Origin of the sequence: Mesorhizobium sp. M0029 (genome assembly GCF_040323735.1) — a bacterium.
In the GTDB taxonomy this organism is placed as follows: Bacteria; Pseudomonadota; Alphaproteobacteria; order Rhizobiales; family Rhizobiaceae; genus Mesorhizobium.
Window position 1 is genome coordinate 66,569 of record NZ_JAMYVF010000014.1, and the last position, 17,117, is coordinate 83,685.

A 17,117-nucleotide genomic window follows, 5' to 3' on the forward strand; every position below is an offset into this window, starting at 1 on the left:
ATATCAGGCTAGCTCATACAGAAATCGTATACGCCATGAAGATCAGAACAGCTCGCGACATTGGAATCCTGATCAAGGAGGCCCGCACCCGGCGCGGCCTGTCACAGGCTGCCTTGGCCAAAATGATCACCACGACGCAGACGTGGGTGTCGTGGATCGAGAACGGCAAGCCCAGCGCCGAGATCGGCAACGTGCTGCTGGCGCTGACCACGCTTGGTGTGGAGATGGACTTTCAGATCCCGCCGGCGCCGACGTCGGCTGATCATCATCATAATGCCGATGAACGGCATGTCGACGATGACGACGACGAGATTCCCTACAAGCTCTAGATGACGATGATCATGATGAACCCGATCGACACCCTCGACGTCTATATCGCTGGCAGACCGGTTGGGGGGCTCCACCACCTGCAGGGCGGCAAGCTTTCGTTCTCCTATCACGAGGCATGGATGGAAGGCCCGGTGGCGATCCCGCTCTCCCTGTCCATGCCGACGATCACCAGGACCTACGAGGGCAAGGTCGTCGAGGCATTCCTCTGGGGCCTACTGCCGGATAATGAGCAGACCCTCGCCAGATGGGCGCAGAGGTTCCAGGTCTCCGCCCGAAACCCGTTTGCCCTGCTCAAGAATGTCGGCCGCGACTGCGCCGGCGCCGTCCAGTTCCTTTCGCGTGGCGACCAGATTTCCCGCGGCGAGAACGTGGAGTTGCTCACCGAGGCGCAGATCGGCGACCGCCTGCGCGATCTGCGCAAAGATGGTGCAGCGACCCGGCGAATCGGCGATCCTGGTCAGTTCAGTCTCGCTGGTGCGCAGGCAAAGACGGCGTTCCATTTCGATAAGGGCAACAATCGCTGGGGGATCCCTCTAGGCGACACGCCCACGACACACATCTTCAAGCCGCCTTTGCCGCACTTGCACGGGCATACCGAGAACGAGCATTTCTGCCTGCAGCTTGCATCCAAGCTCGGCATGGACGCTGCACATAGCCAGGTTCTCGACTTCGCAGGCGAAAAGGCAATCGTTATCGAGCGCTACGACCGCCGCAACAACGAGGGCAAGACCATCCGCATCCATCAGGAGGACATGTGCCAGGCCCTGTCGGTGATGCCGACGCTCAAGTACGAGAACCAGGGTGGGCCAGGTATCACGACGATCTCCAGAAAGGTGCTGTCGGCCTCCCTCGACCCCGTCCAAGACCGTCAGATCTTCATGGCCGCGAACGTCTTCAACTGGATCATCGCCGGCACGGACGCGCATGCAAAGAACTACTCGATGCTGCTCGGAGCCCAGGGCGAGGCCCGCCTAGCTCCGCTCTACGACATCTCCTCCATTCTGCCGCACCTCGGGGGAGAGATCCAATCTGAGATGCGCGACCTTAAACTGGCGATGAAGATCGACAGAGTCTATCCCATCGAGGAGATCATGCCGCGCCACTGGGGGCGCTGTGCGTCCTCAGCAAAGGTTGGCGGCGAGTACACGGTGCGGACGATCCGCCATCAGCTCGCGGTGATGCCCGATATGGCGTCGGAGTGCGCCCAAGAGCTTCGCCAGGAGGGGATCATCCATGAGATCGTTGGTCGCCTCGTCGACGCGATCGCGACGCGCATCAAGGGCTTGTCCCGGATCTATGGAGAGGAAGGTTGTGGAGGTTAAAGTCGGGCGGGGATAGCGGATCCACGGACTAATGCCGGCGAAACGGACGGACCGCACACTGCCCACGGGATTCTCGCTCTAATAGCGCGCGGCCCCGGGCCGGGTAGATGGCCGGTTTCGGAACCGGCCATCGGCAGCTTGAATGACGGAAATGGGGTCGGCTGCAGAACGGCAGCTTCCCGCCGAACGCGGTCAACTTTCTCTCCGGAAAATCTGACAATGCGGGCCTACGATTTGGCGTCGAGTTGTGGCGTTTTTCGACGGTCAGTATGATTTCCGGCGGTTGGAGATTTGTATCGGCGTTTGATGAACGGCCTCTGTTGGTTTCAAAGTGGATGGTCGCGTTGGTGTGTGGACAGCAGGCTTGCGGCGTCCCTCGATTGAGATCACCCGCAGGTTTTTGCTCTTGAGTTCATCCAGATAATCGGCCCACCACTGCATCATCTCGACGCGCTCGTCCCAGTGCTCTGCCCGGGCGTAGGCGCGCCGAACGTCGTTGTTCTCAATGTGGGCCAGCTGCCGCTCTATCGCGTCCGGATGCCACTTGCCGCATTCGTTCAGCAGAGTTGATGCCGTTGCTCGAAAACCATGCGCGGTAGCTTCTTCCTTGCTGTAACCCATACGACGCAGTGCGGCGTTAAGGGTATTGTCGGAAATCGGACGCGAAGCCGATCGAACACTAGGAAACAGCAGCGATCCATCACCAGAGATTTCTCTCAGTGAAGTCAGGACGCTGATCGCTTGCTTTGATAGGGGTATGCGGTGCGGCCGTCGCATTTTCATGCGTGCTTCAGGGATCGTCCACACCGAGCTTTCAAAATCGAACTCTTCCCATTCAGCGGCGCGAAGCTCGCCTGGGCGGGGAAACAGCAGCGCTATCAGCTTCAGACCGGCTCGCGTTGTAGGCTGTCCGTCAAATGCATGGATCGCCCTCAGCAAACCGCCCAAGGCCTTCGGATCGGTAATCGCGGCGCGAGACGTTACCTTCGGACTGATGAGTGCGCCTCTGAGGGCGAAGGTCGGATCTGTCTCGGCGCGTGCGGTCGCGATCGCGTATCGAAACACGCTGCCGATGGTGGAGCGCAGTCGCCTGGCCGACTCATATCGACCGCGAACCTCCACGCGACGGAGGGCGGTAAGGATGCTGGCCGGCTCGATCTCCCGAATGCACTTGTCGCCGATTATCGGATAGGCAAAGTCGAGCAGCCATTTGACCTTGCTGATCGTCCGGTCGGCACGTCCCTCCTTCTTCAGCTTGTCAACATATTCGTCCGCGATTGAGCGAAAGGAGTCCTTTGCCGAATCGGCCTTCCGCAAGCTGCGTTCCTTTCCAGGGTCGACGCCAGCTAGCAGGAGCCTTTTAGCATCATCGCGCGCCTCCCGTGCCTCGGCGAGAGAGATAAGGGGATAGCTGCCCAGCGCGAGCAGTTTCTGCTTGCCGTCAAAGCGGTAGGCGAGCCGCCAGAGGCGAGAGCCCGTGGGCTGTACCCATAGCTGCAGCCCGCCCCCGTCAGACAATTTCGCGAGTTTGGAAGCAGGGCGGGCGTTTCGACATTTCACGTCGGATAGGGCCATTCGTCAGGTCTCCCTTGGCTGTTTCGATACCATCAGGATGTCGAATACCAACGGAAATACCATCCCCCCGCCTCGTTGGATCAAATGCGCCCGAAGCGCTCTCTGTCACGCCTAATTGCGCAATGCGACAGCAAAAGATCAATAATTCCAGTCGCTTGCAGAAGCTGCAGCGTAGACGGTTCGGCTAAACGGAGTGTCGGGAGAAGAGGGGATGGTGCCCAGAGGCGGATTCGAACCACCGACACGCGGATTTTCAGTCCGCTGCTCTACCAACTGAGCTATCTGGGCCTCGCCGGGAAACGAGACATCGCCTGACCGGATTTCAGGAAAGCGCCGTGGGGCACCCCTTGAAAGCGCGTGGGTTATAGCACGGGAATCCGGCCTGTCCAGCGCCTAAGCGCTGATTTTCCGGGGCAATTGTCGCAGACAATACCGACGCCGGCAAAGCAGCAATTGCGTAAGGTCGGCGAAGTGGAATTGCGCGGCCGGCACCGCCCAAACCCTACTTCGGCTCGTCGCTCTCGTCCTCGTCATCCCGCGCGGTGATGACATAGGCGCCCTTCAGCCAGCGGTTGAGGTCGATGTCCTTGCAGCGCTTCGAACAGAACGGATAGGTCTCGCGCGCCGACGGCTTGCCGCATTCGGGGCAGGGGCGCTTCGGGCGCAGTGGTGTGACCTTATCGTCCAGGCTCATGGCCGCGCGGTATGCCAGCTGGTGTGGACCTTGAAGCCTTCGCCCGAAAGCAGCGCCACTGTCTCGTAGAGCGGCAGGCCGACGATGTTGGTGTAGGAGCCGACCAGCTTGACGACGAACGACCCGGCGAGACCCTGGACGGCATAGCCGCCGGCCTTGCCGCGCCATTCGCCGGAGGCTACATAGGCGTCGATCTCCTCGCGCGGCAGCCGCTTGAAGCGAACCCTGGATTCAACCAGCCTTTGGCGCAGCTTGCCGCCCGGCGTAATCAGGCAGATGCCGGAATAGACCCGGTGCGAACGGCCCGAAAGCAGTCCAAGGCAATTGGCGGCGTCGTCCAGCGTCTCGGCCTTGGGCAGGATACGGCGTCCGACCGCGACCACCGTATCGGCGGCCAGCACGAAGCCCGGCGCATAGTCTTCCTCGCTTTTCAGCGAGGCCAGAGCCTTCTCGGCCTTTTCCTTCGACAGCCGCTTGGCCAGCGAGCGCGGATGTTCGGCGCGCAGCGGCGTTTCGTCGACATCGGCCGGCAGCACGCGGTCCGGCTCGATGCCGGCCTGTTGCAACAGTTCGATCCGGCGCGGCGAACCAGAGGCAAGCACGAGCTTCTGCAGGATGCTCATCGCGGTTCGCGCCGGACTGTTACTTGAAACGGTAGGTGATGCGGCCCTTGGTCAGGTCATAGGGCGTCATCTCGACCAGGACCTTGTCGCCGGTCAGCACACGGATGCGGTTCTTGCGCATGCGGCCGGCCGTATGGGCGATGATCTCGTGTTCGTTTTCGAGCTTCACCCGGAACATCGCGTTGGGCAACAATTCCGTCACGACACCCGGAAACTCGAGGACTTCTTCCTTCGGCATTCGATACCTTTGCTTGGATTGCAGTTCCGGCGCCCTGGAGCGCCCAGGCCGGAATTTCGGCGGAACCTATATGATAATCGTGCGCTTGTGAACACGCTTAGATCGCGTCATAAGCGACGCGCTCCAAGCTTTCGTTTTATGCATGTCGTTGTCTCAAAACCGGGACCGCTTTTGAGCGACATGCATCAATCCGCCGCGTTTTTTACCTCCGGAAGCAGAAAACGTCGGCTGATGCGCGCTTTCAGCCGTTCTCTCACGTCGCGATAGCTGGCCATGATCTGCTCGCGCCTGCCGCCGACATCGGTCGGATCCGGCATCGGCCAGTATTCGACGTCGACGGCAAGCGAGCGGGTGAGCTCGAGCGCGGCGTGGTGGGCTTCCGGCGCCAGGGTGACGATCAGGTCGAAATAATCGTCCTCGAGATCGTCCATCGAGCGCGGCTGGCGCTCGCCCAGCGTCAGGCCCTCTTCGGCCAGCACCGCGTCGACGAACGGATCGCGCTCGCCCCTGTGCACGCCGGCAGAGGCGACGAAAGTGGCCGGCGGCAGCATGCGCCGAGCCAGCTGCTCGGCCATCGGCGAGCGCACGGCGTTCATGCCGCACAAAAACAGTATCGAGCGGGGCGCCCCAGTCAGGTCTAACCCCGCCAGTGCAGCACGCAGACCAGCGTGAACAGCCGCCGCGCCGTGTCGAAGTCGATGTCGATCTTGCCGGCCAGCCGGTCCATCAACGTCTCCGAGCCTTCATTGTGCAGGCCGCGCCGGCCCATGTCGATCGCCTCGATATGGCTCGGCGTCGAGGATCGGATGGCGTCGTAGTAGCTTTCGCAGATCAGGTAATAGTCCTTGACGATGCGCCTGAGCGGCGTCAGCGACAGGATATGGGTGACGACATCAGCACCATCCTCTCGGGCGACCGCAAACACCAGCCGGGATTCGGCCAGCGACAGCTTCAGCCGATAAGGCCCGGCGCCGTCATCATTGACCGGCTGAAAGCTGTTCTCCTCGATCAGGTCGAAGATCGCCACCGCGCGCTCATGTTCGACATCGGGCGTCGAACGGCCGATCGACTCGTCGAGCTCGACATCGATCAGCCTTGCGCGGGTTTGATCGCCGTCCGCCATCGCCGCCTACATGTTCAGCCGGATGGCGACGGAGCGGCCATGCGCGTCGAGGCCTTCCGCCTTGGCCAGCGCAATCGCCGCCGGCGCAAGTGCTCTCAGCTGCACCGGCCCGAGCTTCAGGATCGAGGTGCGCTTGACGAAATCGAGCACCGACAGGCCCGAAGAGAAGCGCGCCGAACGCGCCGTCGGCAGCACGTGGTTGGAGCCGCCGACATAGTCGCCGATGACTTCGGGCGTATGGCGTCCCAGAAACACAGCACCCGCATTGCGCATCCTGGCCAGGAAGCCCTCGGCATCGTCGATGGCGAGTTCCACATGTTCCGCGGCGATGCGGTCGACCAGCGGCAGCGCGGCCTCGATGGTCTCCACCAGGATCACCGCACCGAAATCGCGCCAGCTGGCAGCCGCCGTCTCGGCGCGCGGCAGGTTCAGCAATTGGCGCTCGACCGCCTGTTCGACTGCTTTGCCGAACGCAGGATCGTTGGTGATCAGGATCGATTGCGCCGACACGTCGTGCTCGGCCTGCGCCAGAAGATCAGCGGCAATCCAGTCGGGATCGTTGCTGCCGTCGGCCACCACCAGCACTTCAGACGGTCCTGCAATCATGTCGATGCCGACCGTGCCGAACACCTGGCGCTTGGCGGCGGCGACATAGGCATTGCCCGGTCCGACGATCTTGGCGACCGGCCGGATCGTCTGCGTGCCATAGGCAAGGGCGGCAATCGCCTGCGCGCCGCCGACGCGGTAAATCTCCGAAACGCCTGATATATCGGCTGCCACCAGCACCAGCGGATTGATGATGCCGCCCGGCGCCGGCACGACGATGACGATGCGCTCGACGCCCGCCACCCTGGCCGGCACGGCGTTCATCAGCACCGAGCTTGGATAGCTTGCCGTGCCGCCCGGCACATAGAGCCCGACCGCCTCGATCGCCGTCCAGCGCGAACCCAACTCGACCCCGGCGGCATCGGTATAGCGATCGTCCTTGGGCATTTGTCGCTCGTGATGGGATCGGATGCGGTCGCGCGCGAACTTGAGCGCATCGACCGTCTGCGGATCGGCGTCTTTGTAGGCCTGCGCGATGTCGTCCTTCGACACGGCAATGCCGAGGCTATTGAGGTCGGCCTTGTCGAATTTCAGCGTGTAGTCGACCAGGGCAGCGTCGCCCTCGGCACGAACCCGCGCAATGATGGCGCGCACGGCAGTGTCAACGTCTTCCGATACCTCCCGCTTGGTGGTCAGGAAGGCGGCGAAACGCTGCTCGAAACCGGCATCGGACTGGATAAGCGTAATGGCCATCGGCTGCGTCTAGATCGTGATGAGACTTGGTTGAAATCTCATCACGATCTAACCCTTTGTTGGAGCAAGATCTCTGGACAAACGATTCCCGTTTTGTCCAACAAAAACCGGCACCCACTTTTTGGGATCATGCTCTAGACCCTGTGCACCGGACGCGAGGTGGCTTCCCAGGCGCCGCCTATGTCGGCAAGCCGCGCCTCGATGCATTCGACGTCGAGCATGATCGCGCCGCCGCCGGAAAAGACCAATTCGACGATGCCGGCCGGCTTGCTGATTTCGATAAAGCTGATTGCCAGAAGCGACAGCACCTCGGTCGGCCGATCGCGGGCAATGCCGCTGGTCTTGGCGCCGAGCACGCGGTCGAAATGCAACACCGCCTGGCGCCGCTCATTGTGCTGGCTGAACAGCCCGGACTTCGCCTCCCAGACGAAGCGGTTCATGGTCAATATGAAACGCTTGGCCCAAGGCAGGTATTCGAGATCCGAGACCTTCATCACGGCGTCCTGGACGTGAGCCGAGACGATGCTCAGATCCTGATCGTCGAGCGCAATGAGTTTGAGGGCTGCCATGCCGAATGCACACCTGAAAGTTGGTTTCAGCCTTCTGTTAGGCGGTCTTTCCGGTCCGTGCAACCGCGACACAAACTCAACCCGAGGCTAGGGCCTCGGGTTTGAAGTGTTGGCGGTGAATGAAGGCAGCACCAGACGCCTGTCTGTCTGAAGCAACTGCCGTGCGGTCAAGCCGAAATCCGCTCGATCACCGCGCCGCAATTGGAGAGCTTTTCTTCCAGCCGCTCAAAACCGCGGTCGAGGTGGTAGACGCGGTTGACCGTCGTTTCGCCTTCGGCCGCCAGACCGGCGATGACCAGCGACACCGAGGCGCGCAGATCGGTCGCCATCACGGGCGCGCCCTTCAGCTTGGAGACGCCGTCGACGATCGCCGTTTGGCCGGACAGCGTGATGTGGGCGCCGAGCCGGGCCAGTTCCTGCACATGCATGAAGCGGTTTTCGAAGATGGTCTCGGTGATGCGCGACTTGCCCTTGGCCATGGTCATCAGGCCCATGAACTGCGCCTGCAGATCGGTCGGGAAGGCCGGAAAGGGCGCCGTCATGACGTCGACCGGCGAAATGCCGGCGCCGTTGCGCCGGACGCGAATGCCGGAATTGGTCGGCGTGATCTCGGTACCGGTCTGGGCAATCACATCCAACGCGGTCTGCAGCAGCTCGGGGCGGGCGCCTTCGAGCACGACATCACCGCCGGTCATGGCCACCGCCATGGCATAGGTGCCGGTCTCGATGCGGTCGGGGATGACGCGCACGCGCGCGCCCGACAGCGACTCGACGCCATCGATGGTGATAACAGGCGTGCCGGCGCCGGAAATTTTTGCGCCCATGGCGTTGAGGCATTCGGCGAGGTTGACGATCTCGGGCTCGCAGGCGGCGTTTTCCAGTACCGTCTCACCCTTGGCCAGCGCCGCCGCCATCATCAGCACATGGGTGGCGCCGACGGAGACTTTCGGGAACACATAGCGATTGCCGACGAGGCGGCCGTTCCTGGTCTTGGCCAGCACATAACCAGTGTCGACATCAATGTCGGCGCCCAGCGCCTGCAAACCCTCGAGGAACAGGTCGACCGGGCGCGTGCCGATGGCGCAACCGCCCGGCAGCGACACTTTGGCCTCGCCCATGCGGGCCAGCAGCGGGCCGATCACCCAGAACGACGCCCGCATCTTCGACACCAGCTCGTAGGGCGCGGTCGTGTCGACGATGTTTCGGGCCGAGAAGTTGATGGTGCGCGAATAGCCCTCATTCTGCTTCTCGCGGCGGCCGTTGACCGAATAGTCGACGCCGTGATTGCCAAGAATGCGGATCAGCTGCTCTACATCGGCCAGATGCGGCACGTTTTCCAGCGTCAGCGTGTCGTCGGTGAGCAGCGACGCGATCATCAGCGGCAAAGCGGCATTTTTCGCGCCCGAAATCGGAATGCTTCCGGCGAGCTTGTTGCCGCCGACAATTCTGATGCGATCCATGAGAGAATGTCCCCTCGGCCCGAAAGGCCGGTTTTCGTCAGTTTGCGTATCGGCCCGTCTAGACCATTGGCCGGCTTGGTTCAAGATTCCTGAGCCCGTTGGCCAAGTTGGCCGGCCAGTGTGGCCGATATCGGTCAGTCCTTGTGCATTTTTTCAGCAGCCGCCAGGCCTTCCGGGCGCTGGTCAGCGTCACCGGTGCGCCGCGAACGCGCTTGCGTCTTGCGCTTCATGAGATTGGCGCGCAACTGCTCGGCCAGCCGATCCTTGCGGGTGGTCCCGCCCTTTTTTGCCGGATCAGCCTTTTTCGGTGGAATTGTCTTCTCGTCCATCGTTCCGTCCCGCCCGCAACTGGCAGGGCCTGCTGTTCAAGGGATAGCTAGCATTGTGGCGCCGCCATGTCAGCGAAACTTGTCTGGCAAAGCCTTTCACAGACGCCTTGCGCTTGCCGGTTCTATATGGCAGAAGCCCCGCCATCAGCGGCTGCGGTAGCTCAGTGGTAGAGCACTCCCTTGGTAAGGGAGAGGTCGAGAGTTCAATCCTCTCTCGCAGCACCAGTTCATTCCTTTGATTTTAAAAAGATGCAGTCGCGAAGTCGGGGTCTCGTTGCGGACCAAAAAAGCCGGCTGACGTAAAAGTGCCAATCCCGCGCATCCAGCCGTGGCCCCCCTCGCCCGGAAACATTGAGAGAAAGAGGCTCTACGGGGCCGGACGACTGCTCAACAAGTCCGGACCTGTCAACTCATGAACAGGCCGGACTGGCCGTATCCGGCATGCTGAACACTACCGCTCGCACGCTGAAAGCCAGCCGCCTCGTACGCATATCCACGACAAGAACACAGCTCGCCCAAGGACTTGCCATCGGCCGGCCATCATGATGCCATCTCGCCTGCGGAAGATAGCGTTGGGTTTTGGGGTAGAGAATGCTCTTTGGGCGAACGGCAGGTGCGACAGGGCGCATGTGCGCGGCACTTGCCGCGGCACTGGTGTGCCTATGCGCGTTTGGCCCCGCTTTGGCTGAAGAGCCGAAGGCGCTGAAAGGCGTCGCGCTCATCATCGGTCAGTCCGACTACCAGCATGTCGGCAAACTGCCCAATCCGGAAAACGACGCCCGCGCCATCGAGGAGATGTTCGACAAGCTCGGCTTCGAGACAAATGTCGCCACCAATCGCGACGCACGCAAATTGCGGCGCGATCTCGAAGGCTTCGTCGACGATGCCGAGGGCGCCGATGTCGCCATCATCTACTATTCCGGCCACGGCATCGAAGCCGGCGGCGAGAATTATCTGGTCCCTGTCGATGCCGATATTTCGGCACTCGACAATGCCGGCGAAAAGTTGGTGCCGCTGTCGTCCATCGTCGCCGAACTGAAGGCCAAGGTGCCGGTCACCATCGTTCTGCTGGACGCCTGCCGCAACGATCCGTTCCCGCCGGGCACGCTCTTGAAGCTGGCGCAGGGCGACGAAGGCAAGCCGATCGGCGCCGGCGGTCTCGGCGAAACGCGCGGCGTGGTTTCCCTGAAAGGCGGCGCCGAGGCCAAGGGCTCGGTCGACGACAGCCTCGGCCAGGTCATCGCCTTTGCCGCCGAGCCCGGCAAGGTTGCGCTGGACGGTCCGGCCGATGGCAACAGCCCCTATGCGGCAGCGATCCTGCGCCACATCGACACGGTGGGCGGCGAGGAATTCGGCACCGTTCTGCGCATGATCGGCGAGGAGGTCTATCTCAAGACCAACGGCCAGCAGCGGCCCTGGGTCAATGAGAGCCTGCGCCGGCTGCTCTATTTCGGCACCCCCGCCGAGGCGCCGAAAGGTGATGAGGGCGAAATCCTCAGGGAGCGACGCCAGCTCCTGCTGACCATCTCGACGCTACCCGATCCGGAGCGCCGCCAGATCGAAACCATATCGCGTGACGGCAAGGTGCCGATGGATGGGCTCTACGCCATGCTGAAGGCGCTCGGGGTCGACATACCCAAGGATCCGGCTGAGCTCGACAAGCTGCTGCGTGGCCAGACCGAACGGCTGAAACACGTGTTGGCTGAACGCGAGACTTTGAAAAACCCGGACCCCGAAATTGCCAGGCTATCGAAACTCGCCGAACAGGCGGTTCAGGAAGGCGCGCTTGAAGCGGCGCAGAAATTCAACGAACAGGCCAAGGCCCGCATCGGCGAACTTTCGTCTACGGTCGACCAGGCCGAGGCCGAGCTGAAGGCAAAGCGGCTGGAATTCGCAAAGGTCTTCGCCAGCAGTGCCAGGACTTATGAAATCTCCTTCAACTTCAAGGAGGCGGCGCAAGATTACGCCAAGGCCTTCGAGCAGGCTGCCAAATGGAGCGACGAAGACGCGTTCTACTACAAGGCGGCAGAGGCCAACGCTCTGTCGGAACAAGGGGACTTCTCCGGCGACAATGCGTATCTCGCCCAGGCCCTGACAGCCTATGAACAGGCATTGACCTATGTCACCCGCGAAAAGTTGCCGCTGCTTTGGGCGGCCACCCAGAACAATATGGGCGCCACGCTTGCTACGTTGGGCGAACGGGAAGCCGGCCGCGAAAACCTCGACAAGGCAGCTGCCGCCTATGAGCAGGCGCTGACCGTCTATACGCATGACGCCTACCCCGACGACTGGGCATCGACCTATGGCAATCTGGGCACGGTCTACTGGCGGCTCGGCCAGCGCGAGAACGGGACGGCGCTTCTGGAGCGGGCTGTCGCGGCCTTCCGCTCGGCGCTCGAGGTGCAGTCGTTGAAGAAACTGCCGCTGGAATGGGCGGCGACGCAGAACAATCTCGGCATCGTGCTGTCCGAAATCGGCGACCGCCAGACCACATCGGACAGTTTCCGCGCGGCGATCGAGGCGCATCGTGCGGCATTGACGGAATACAGCAGGGAGCGCGTACCGCTCGACTGGGCGCTGAGCCAGGTCAATCTGGGGGCAGCGCTCTATCGCCTTGGTGAGCGCGAAAAGGATATCGCGACCATGCAGCAGGCGGTTGCTGCCTATCAGGCGGCGACCGGCGAAATGACCAGGGAACGCGCGCCGGCGCAATGGGCGACAATCCAGAATAATCTGAGCACGGCGCTGGAATCGATCGGAACCATTAACGGCGATGTCGCCACGCTTGAGCAGGCGCGCGACGCCGCCCTGGCATCGCTTACGGTTTGGACGCGCGAGCACGCCGCGGCGAGCTGGGCCAACGGCCAGCTGACGCTCGGCAACGCCTTGCAGCGCCTCGGCGCCAAGCAGAAGAACAAGGAACTGCTGATGCAGGCAGCCACCGCGTACCAGGCCGCTCTGTCCGAATATCCGCGTGAGAAACTGCCGCTTGACTGGGCTTCGCTGCAGCAGAATCTGGGATCGGTCAACGACACGCTCGGCGATCTCGATACGGGAACCGATTACTACATGCAGGCGGTGACCGCGTATCGTCAGGCATGGGAGGTCTATACCGCAACCGCCGCGCCGGGCGAGTTCGCTTCGATTGGTTACAGCCTTGCAGGCACGCTATCGAACTGGGGCGAACGCGCGGGGGACATCTCGATCCTGCGGCAGGCGATCGATGTCTACGGTCAGGTGCTCAGGGTTCGCACCCGCGACAAGGACCCAGTCAATTGGGCCAAGACGGAATTCCGCCTCGGCTGCGCGTTGATGATGTCAGGCAAGCTGGCCTCTGACGATCAACTGCTGCAGCAATCGGTCGACGCGCTGCGGGCGGCGCTCGACGGGCAGACGAAAGGCGGTGATGTCACGGAGATCGGCCAGACGCGGCGCGTGCTCGGCCAGACCCTGTCGATCCTGGGCGACAATACATCCAACCTGGACTTGCTGGCGCAAGCAGCCGACATGCTGGAAGCCGCGCTCCCCGCCTACTCCAAGGACGCCGACCCGGAGGAGTGGGCCAATATCAACTACGACCTCGGCTTTGCCCGCTACAGCCAGGGCCGGATTGGTGGCGACGCCACGTTCTACGCCAAGGCCGTGGAGAGCTTCGAGACGGCAGCGCGGATCTACGACGGTTTTCCCGACCGCATGCAATGGGCGCGCACCAAGGGCGATATCGGCAATGCCTTGCTGATGGCCGCGGACGGCAAGGACGTCGAGTTGCTCACCCGCGCGATTGCCGCCTATGACGCAGCGCTCAGCGTGGTAACGCGCGAGAATGCGCTGGCTGTCTGGGAGAACAATCAGAACAATCTCGCCGGCGGGCTGTCGAGTCTTGGTTACTGGGCGAACGATGTCGGCAAGCTGAAACGAGCCGCTCAGATCTACCGCGACCTCGCCACGGTGCGAACGATCGCCCGCGATCCCGATCTCTGGATCACCAACCAGACCAGTCTCGCGCAGACGCTGAGCATGATCGCGGCCCGCGAGCCTTCGGCTGAATTGTACGAGGAGGCGATTGTCGTCAACCGGGCGCTTGCCGAGCAGCTCCGTCGCGACCGCGATCCCGAACGTTGGGCCAATGCGCGCAACGAGATGGGCTATGCCTTGACCATGGCCGGCCGCGCCGAAAACAATGTCGCGCATTTCGAGGAGGCGGTGTTGGTCCTGCGCGAGGCGATCGTGGTGCAAAAGAAGATCAATTCGGTGCCGGCTGTCGCCTTCACGCAGGACAGCCTGTGCGACGTGCTGGTCGATCTGGGCGCCGCCCACAAGGACAAGGCGATGGCACAGGAAGCGATCGCCGCATGCCAGGACGCGCTCGTCATCTTCCGTGACAAGAAGATGGACGATCTCGCCGCCGGTTCCGAAAAGAACCTCGCCGAGGCACAGGCGTTGCTGGCCGAGTTGCATTAATCCGAGCCCGCGCTCCCGGATGCGGGCGAATGGTGGGCACGCCCAGCGTTCACGCTGTTGCGCAAGCAGATGTCACCGGCTCGCCATGGCATGACAGAGATGCGATGTGGCAGTATCGGCTTGTGCGCCGGTCGCCACCCGTCATTCAGGACGACAGGTAATCATATTCCGTTGGAGCGCCAGATGACCCTATTCACCCGCCGCGGGCTTCTGAAAACGGCTGCGGTTGCCGGCGGTGGCGGCGTCGGGCTGGCAGCAATGACCAGGCTCAGCGGTTGGGCAGCTGTCACACCTGAGCCGGTGGTGCTCAAGACGGCAAAGATCCAGGCCAGGTTCATGGATGCGGGCGAGACCCGGGATGTCCTGACGTATGGTGAATCAGGCATGCCGCCTGTACTGCGGATGAAAAAGGGCGAGCCTTTCGCCGCACGGCTTGTCAACGGCATCGACGATCCGACGACCATCCACTGGCACGGCATTCGCGTTCCAAACAAGATGGACGGTGTTCCTTTCCTGGTTCAGCCTTACGTCTACACCGGCGATCATTTCGACTATGCCTTCACGCCGCCCGACGCCGGCACGTTCTGGTATCACCCGCATTGCAACACGCTGGAGCAGATGGGCCACGGCCTGACCGGCGTGATCGTGGTCGAAAACCCGGGCGATCCGAAATTCGATGCGGAGGCGGTCATCAATCTGCGAGACTGGCGGCTCGGCGACGACGCCCAGTTCATCCAGCAGTTCCGGCCGCGCGATGCCGCGAAAACCGGCACCTATGGCACGGTGCGCACCGCCAACTGGCTCGACCAGCCGCAATTCGACGCGCCGGCCGGCGGGTTGGTGCGGCTGCGGGTCGCCATCACCGATGTCACCCGCATCTACGCCTTTCGCGTCGAGGGTGCGGAGGCCGCGGTCATCGCGCTGGACGGCAATCCGGTGCCGCAGCGTTTTGCGCCCGATGCTTTGCTGCTCGGACCGGGGCAGCGCATGGAGCTCGCCATCCGCATGCCTGACCAGGAGGGCGCGATCGTCAGCCTGGGCGACATCAGAGGCACCAAACCCAAGGTCCTCGCCACCTTGCGCGCCACCGGCAGCTCGCTCAAGCGCGATTTGCGAGACCTCGCACCGCTGGAAGCCAACCCGGTGCCGAAGGTGGATCTCGCCAGCGCGAAACACATCGCGCTCTCGCTCAGCGCCACGGCGGAAAACGTGCCGAGCGACAGCATATGCGGCACGCTAGGCTACTCCTTCTGGGCCATCAACAAGGTACCGTGGCCGGGCGACACGCCGGATCCGACCGCGCCTTTGGCCGAGCTGAAGCTCGGCAAAAACTATGTCATCGACATGGAGAATTTGACGCCGCAATCGCATCCGATGCATCTGCACGGCATGAGCTTCAAGGTGCTGTCGTCGTCGACACGCCAGGTTCAGCCGGTCATCTCCGACACCTATCTCATGCAGCCCAACGAGAAGGTTCAGCTCGGTTTCGTCGCCGACAATCCCGGCGACTGGCTGCTGCACTGCCACATCATCGAACATCAGAAAACCGGCATGACGAGCTATATCAGGGTGGTTTGACGCCGAGGCGGGTCAATCAGCCTCTACCGGGGTTGGCCTCACCGGCCGGGCCTGTTGCCGGAGAAATTGCCGGTGCTCGCCGGTTTCGTTGGCAAAGCGGCGCCGTTCCCTGCTATTCCCGCCTGCAAATCAAGAAGCCGTGGACACGCTTGCATGACCAATGTCGCCCTGACCGGACTGGCCCGCGATCTCGCCAGGCGCGCCGCCGAGGGACGCCCGGTGCGCATCGGCGTCATCGGCTCCGGTGAAATGGGCACCGACCTGGTCACGCAAGGCATGCTGATGCCGGGCATCGAGGTCTGCGCCATCTCGACGAGGCGCCCGCACACCGCGCGTGACGCTATCCGCATCGCCTATGGCGACGAGGCGATGGCGGCCGAGACCGACACGCAATCGAAGGTCATGGCGGCGATCGAGGCCGGGAAAATCGCCATCACCTCAAACGAGATGCTGGTCACCAATCCGCTGATCGACGTCGTCATCGACGCCACCGGAAAGCCTGGTGTCGCCGCCGATTTCGACTTGAAGGCGATGGAGCACGGCAAGCACCTGGTGATGATGAATGTCGAGGCCGACGTCACCATCGGCTGCTATCTCAAGCAGCAGGCAGACCGGCTCGGCGTCGTCTATTCGGTCGGCGCTGGCGACGAGCCGTCGAGCTGCATGGAGCTGATCGAGTTCGCCTCCGCGCTCGGCTACACCATCGTCTCGGCCGGCAAGGGCAAGAACAACCCGCTCAACCACGATGCCGTTCCGGATGACTATCGCGAGGAAGCCCTTCGCCGCAACATGAACCCGCGCATGCTGGTCGAGTTCGTCGACGGCTCGAAAACCATGGTCGAGATGTGCGCCATCGCCAACGCCACCGGGCTGGTCCCAGACGTTCCCGGCATGCACGGCCCAAAGGCCGACCGCGATCAGCTGGCCAAGGTGCTCATCCCGAAGGCGGATGGCGGCATCCTGTCGAAGAAGGGCGTTGTCGACTACACCATCGGCAAGGGCGTGGCGCCCGGCGTGTTCGTCATCGTCGAGGCGACGCATCCGCGCATCGTCGAGCGCATGGACGACCTGCACATAGGCCACGGCCCCTACTACAGCTTCTTCCGGCCGTATCATCTGACCTCGCTGGAAGTGCCGCTGACGGCGGCCCGTATCATGCTCTACGGCCGCCCCGACATGGTGCCGCTGCCGAAGCCGGTGGCCGAAGTCTGCGCGGTGGCCAAGCGCGATCTCGCCACGGGCGAGACCTTCGATGCCATCGGCGAGACTTGCTACCGCTCCTGGACCATGACCGTCGAAGAGGCGCGCGCCAATCTGGCAGTGCCGGTCGGCCTGCTCGAAGGCGGCAAGGTGCTGAAACCGGTGAGGAAGGGCGAACTGCTCACCGCCGACAATGCTACGCCCGACCGCACGACCAGGCTGTTCGCTTTGCGCAAGCTGCAGGATGATATGCTCTACGGGGCTGAGATGGCATGAACAGGCCAGCTCTCTGGCTTTGTCATGACAACTCCCTATG

At 62.5% G+C, this 17,117-nt stretch carries 15 protein-coding genes and 2 tRNA genes; 6 read left to right on the plus strand and 11 right to left on the minus strand.

The window, feature by feature from the left end; genetic code table 11:
• The first annotated feature begins 35 nt into the window (after positions 1-35).
• Both NKJ76_RS22070 and NKJ76_RS22075 read left to right on the plus strand, forming a co-directional pair.
• Positions 36-329, plus strand: a complete 294-nt coding sequence (locus tag NKJ76_RS22070; protein WP_023689355.1) for a helix-turn-helix domain-containing protein — start codon at positions 36-38, stop codon at positions 327-329.
• Positions 330-1,652 (plus strand): type II toxin-antitoxin system HipA family toxin, encoded by a 1,323-nt coding sequence (locus tag NKJ76_RS22075; protein ID WP_050587469.1) that lies wholly within the window; start codon positions 330-332, stop codon positions 1,650-1,652.
• Between the two features lie 264 nt (positions 1,653-1,916).
• Here NKJ76_RS22075 and NKJ76_RS22080 read toward each other — a convergent pair whose 3' ends face one another.
• From NKJ76_RS22080 to NKJ76_RS22130, 11 genes are all read right to left on the minus strand, one after another.
• Positions 1,917-3,227 carry a tyrosine-type recombinase/integrase gene (locus tag NKJ76_RS22080; RefSeq protein ID WP_023729047.1) on the minus strand — a complete coding sequence of 437 codons (1,311 nt, stop codon included), beginning with the start codon at positions 3,225-3,227 and terminating at the stop codon, positions 1,917-1,919.
• Positions 3,228-3,439: 212 nt separating this feature from the next.
• Positions 3,440-3,515: transfer RNA gene (locus NKJ76_RS22085), tRNA-Phe, on the minus strand.
• A gap of 214 nt (positions 3,516-3,729) precedes the next feature.
• Positions 3,730-3,921 carry a DNA gyrase inhibitor YacG gene (gene yacG / locus NKJ76_RS22090; protein WP_023669280.1) on the minus strand — a complete coding sequence of 64 codons (192 nt, stop codon included), beginning with the start codon at positions 3,919-3,921 and terminating at the stop codon, positions 3,730-3,732.
• Positions 3,918-4,544, minus strand: a complete 627-nt coding sequence (locus NKJ76_RS22095) for a Maf-like protein (RefSeq protein WP_023747220.1) — start codon at positions 4,542-4,544, stop codon at positions 3,918-3,920. Before NKJ76_RS22095 ends, yacG begins: the two co-directional genes overlap by 4 nt.
• A 19-nt stretch (positions 4,545-4,563) precedes the next feature.
• Complete coding sequence (gene infA, locus NKJ76_RS22100) at positions 4,564-4,782, minus strand: translation initiation factor IF-1 (protein ID WP_006200926.1); 219 nt, start codon at positions 4,780-4,782, stop codon at positions 4,564-4,566.
• A gap of 185 nt (positions 4,783-4,967) precedes the next feature.
• A complete protein-coding gene (locus NKJ76_RS22105; protein ID WP_081725519.1) occupies positions 4,968-5,432 on the minus strand; it encodes an arsenate-mycothiol transferase ArsC in 465 nt (154 codons plus the stop codon).
• Positions 5,420-5,905 (minus strand): UPF0262 family protein, encoded by a 486-nt coding sequence (locus NKJ76_RS22110; RefSeq protein ID WP_352538351.1) that lies wholly within the window; start codon positions 5,903-5,905, stop codon positions 5,420-5,422. The genes NKJ76_RS22105 and NKJ76_RS22110 overlap by 13 nt, the downstream gene beginning before the upstream one ends.
• A 6-nt stretch (positions 5,906-5,911) precedes the next feature.
• Entirely contained in the window at positions 5,912-7,204 is a 1,293-nt protein-coding gene (gene hisD / locus NKJ76_RS22115) for a histidinol dehydrogenase (RefSeq protein WP_352538352.1), read from the minus strand.
• A gap of 134 nt (positions 7,205-7,338) precedes the next feature.
• Positions 7,339-7,773: a DUF2948 family protein gene (locus tag NKJ76_RS22120; RefSeq protein WP_352538353.1), complete on the minus strand. Its 435-nt coding sequence runs from the start codon at positions 7,771-7,773 to the stop codon at positions 7,339-7,341.
• Between the two features lie 167 nt (positions 7,774-7,940).
• Positions 7,941-9,233, minus strand: a complete 1,293-nt coding sequence (murA, locus tag NKJ76_RS22125; RefSeq protein WP_352538354.1) for a UDP-N-acetylglucosamine 1-carboxyvinyltransferase — start codon at positions 9,231-9,233, stop codon at positions 7,941-7,943.
• 134 nt (positions 9,234-9,367) lie between these two features.
• Positions 9,368-9,562 carry a hypothetical protein gene (locus NKJ76_RS22130; protein ID WP_023701829.1) on the minus strand — a complete coding sequence of 65 codons (195 nt, stop codon included), beginning with the start codon at positions 9,560-9,562 and terminating at the stop codon, positions 9,368-9,370.
• 150 nt (positions 9,563-9,712) lie between these two features.
• Between NKJ76_RS22130 and NKJ76_RS22135 the strand changes: the two genes are divergently transcribed.
• From NKJ76_RS22135 to NKJ76_RS22150, 4 genes are all read left to right on the plus strand, one after another.
• Positions 9,713-9,787 (plus strand) — tRNA-Thr (locus NKJ76_RS22135).
• 366 nt (positions 9,788-10,153) lie between these two features.
• Positions 10,154-14,023 (plus strand): caspase family protein, encoded by a 3,870-nt coding sequence (locus tag NKJ76_RS22140; protein ID WP_352538355.1) that lies wholly within the window; start codon positions 10,154-10,156, stop codon positions 14,021-14,023.
• Between the two features lie 183 nt (positions 14,024-14,206).
• Positions 14,207-15,601, plus strand: coding sequence for a multicopper oxidase family protein (locus NKJ76_RS22145; RefSeq protein ID WP_352538356.1), 1,395 nt, complete (start codon positions 14,207-14,209; stop codon positions 15,599-15,601).
• A 153-nt stretch (positions 15,602-15,754) separates the two neighbouring features.
• Positions 15,755-17,077: an NAD(P)H-dependent oxidoreductase gene (locus NKJ76_RS22150; RefSeq protein WP_352538357.1), complete on the plus strand. Its 1,323-nt coding sequence runs from the start codon at positions 15,755-15,757 to the stop codon at positions 17,075-17,077.
• Positions 17,078-17,117 lie beyond the last annotated feature (40 nt).

Coding starts and splice junctions, on each gene's coding strand:
- NKJ76_RS22070 (WP_023689355.1), top strand. CDS start 36: ATGAAGATCAGAACAGCTCGCGACATTGGAATCCTGATCAAGGAGGCC.
- NKJ76_RS22075 (WP_050587469.1), top strand. CDS start 330: ATGACGATGATCATGATGAACCCGATCGACACCCTCGACGTCTATATC.
- NKJ76_RS22080 (WP_023729047.1), bottom strand. CDS start 3,227: ATGGCCCTATCCGACGTGAAATGTCGAAACGCCCGCCCTGCTTCCAAA.
- yacG (WP_023669280.1), bottom strand. CDS start 3,921: ATGAGCCTGGACGATAAGGTCACACCACTGCGCCCGAAGCGCCCCTGC.
- NKJ76_RS22095 (WP_023747220.1), bottom strand. CDS start 4,544: ATGAGCATCCTGCAGAAGCTCGTGCTTGCCTCTGGTTCGCCGCGCCGG.
- infA (WP_006200926.1), bottom strand. CDS start 4,782: ATGCCGAAGGAAGAAGTCCTCGAGTTTCCGGGTGTCGTGACGGAATTG.
- NKJ76_RS22110 (WP_352538351.1), bottom strand. CDS start 5,905: ATGGCGGACGGCGATCAAACCCGCGCAAGGCTGATCGATGTCGAGCTC.
- hisD (WP_352538352.1), bottom strand. CDS start 7,204: ATGGCCATTACGCTTATCCAGTCCGATGCCGGTTTCGAGCAGCGTTTC.
- NKJ76_RS22120 (WP_352538353.1), bottom strand. CDS start 7,773: ATGGCAGCCCTCAAACTCATTGCGCTCGACGATCAGGATCTGAGCATC.
- murA (WP_352538354.1), bottom strand. CDS start 9,233: ATGGATCGCATCAGAATTGTCGGCGGCAACAAGCTCGCCGGAAGCATT.
- NKJ76_RS22130 (WP_023701829.1), bottom strand. CDS start 9,562: ATGGACGAGAAGACAATTCCACCGAAAAAGGCTGATCCGGCAAAAAAG.
- NKJ76_RS22140 (WP_352538355.1), top strand. CDS start 10,154: ATGCTCTTTGGGCGAACGGCAGGTGCGACAGGGCGCATGTGCGCGGCA.
- NKJ76_RS22145 (WP_352538356.1), top strand. CDS start 14,207: ATGACCCTATTCACCCGCCGCGGGCTTCTGAAAACGGCTGCGGTTGCC.
- NKJ76_RS22150 (WP_352538357.1), top strand. CDS start 15,755: ATGACCAATGTCGCCCTGACCGGACTGGCCCGCGATCTCGCCAGGCGC.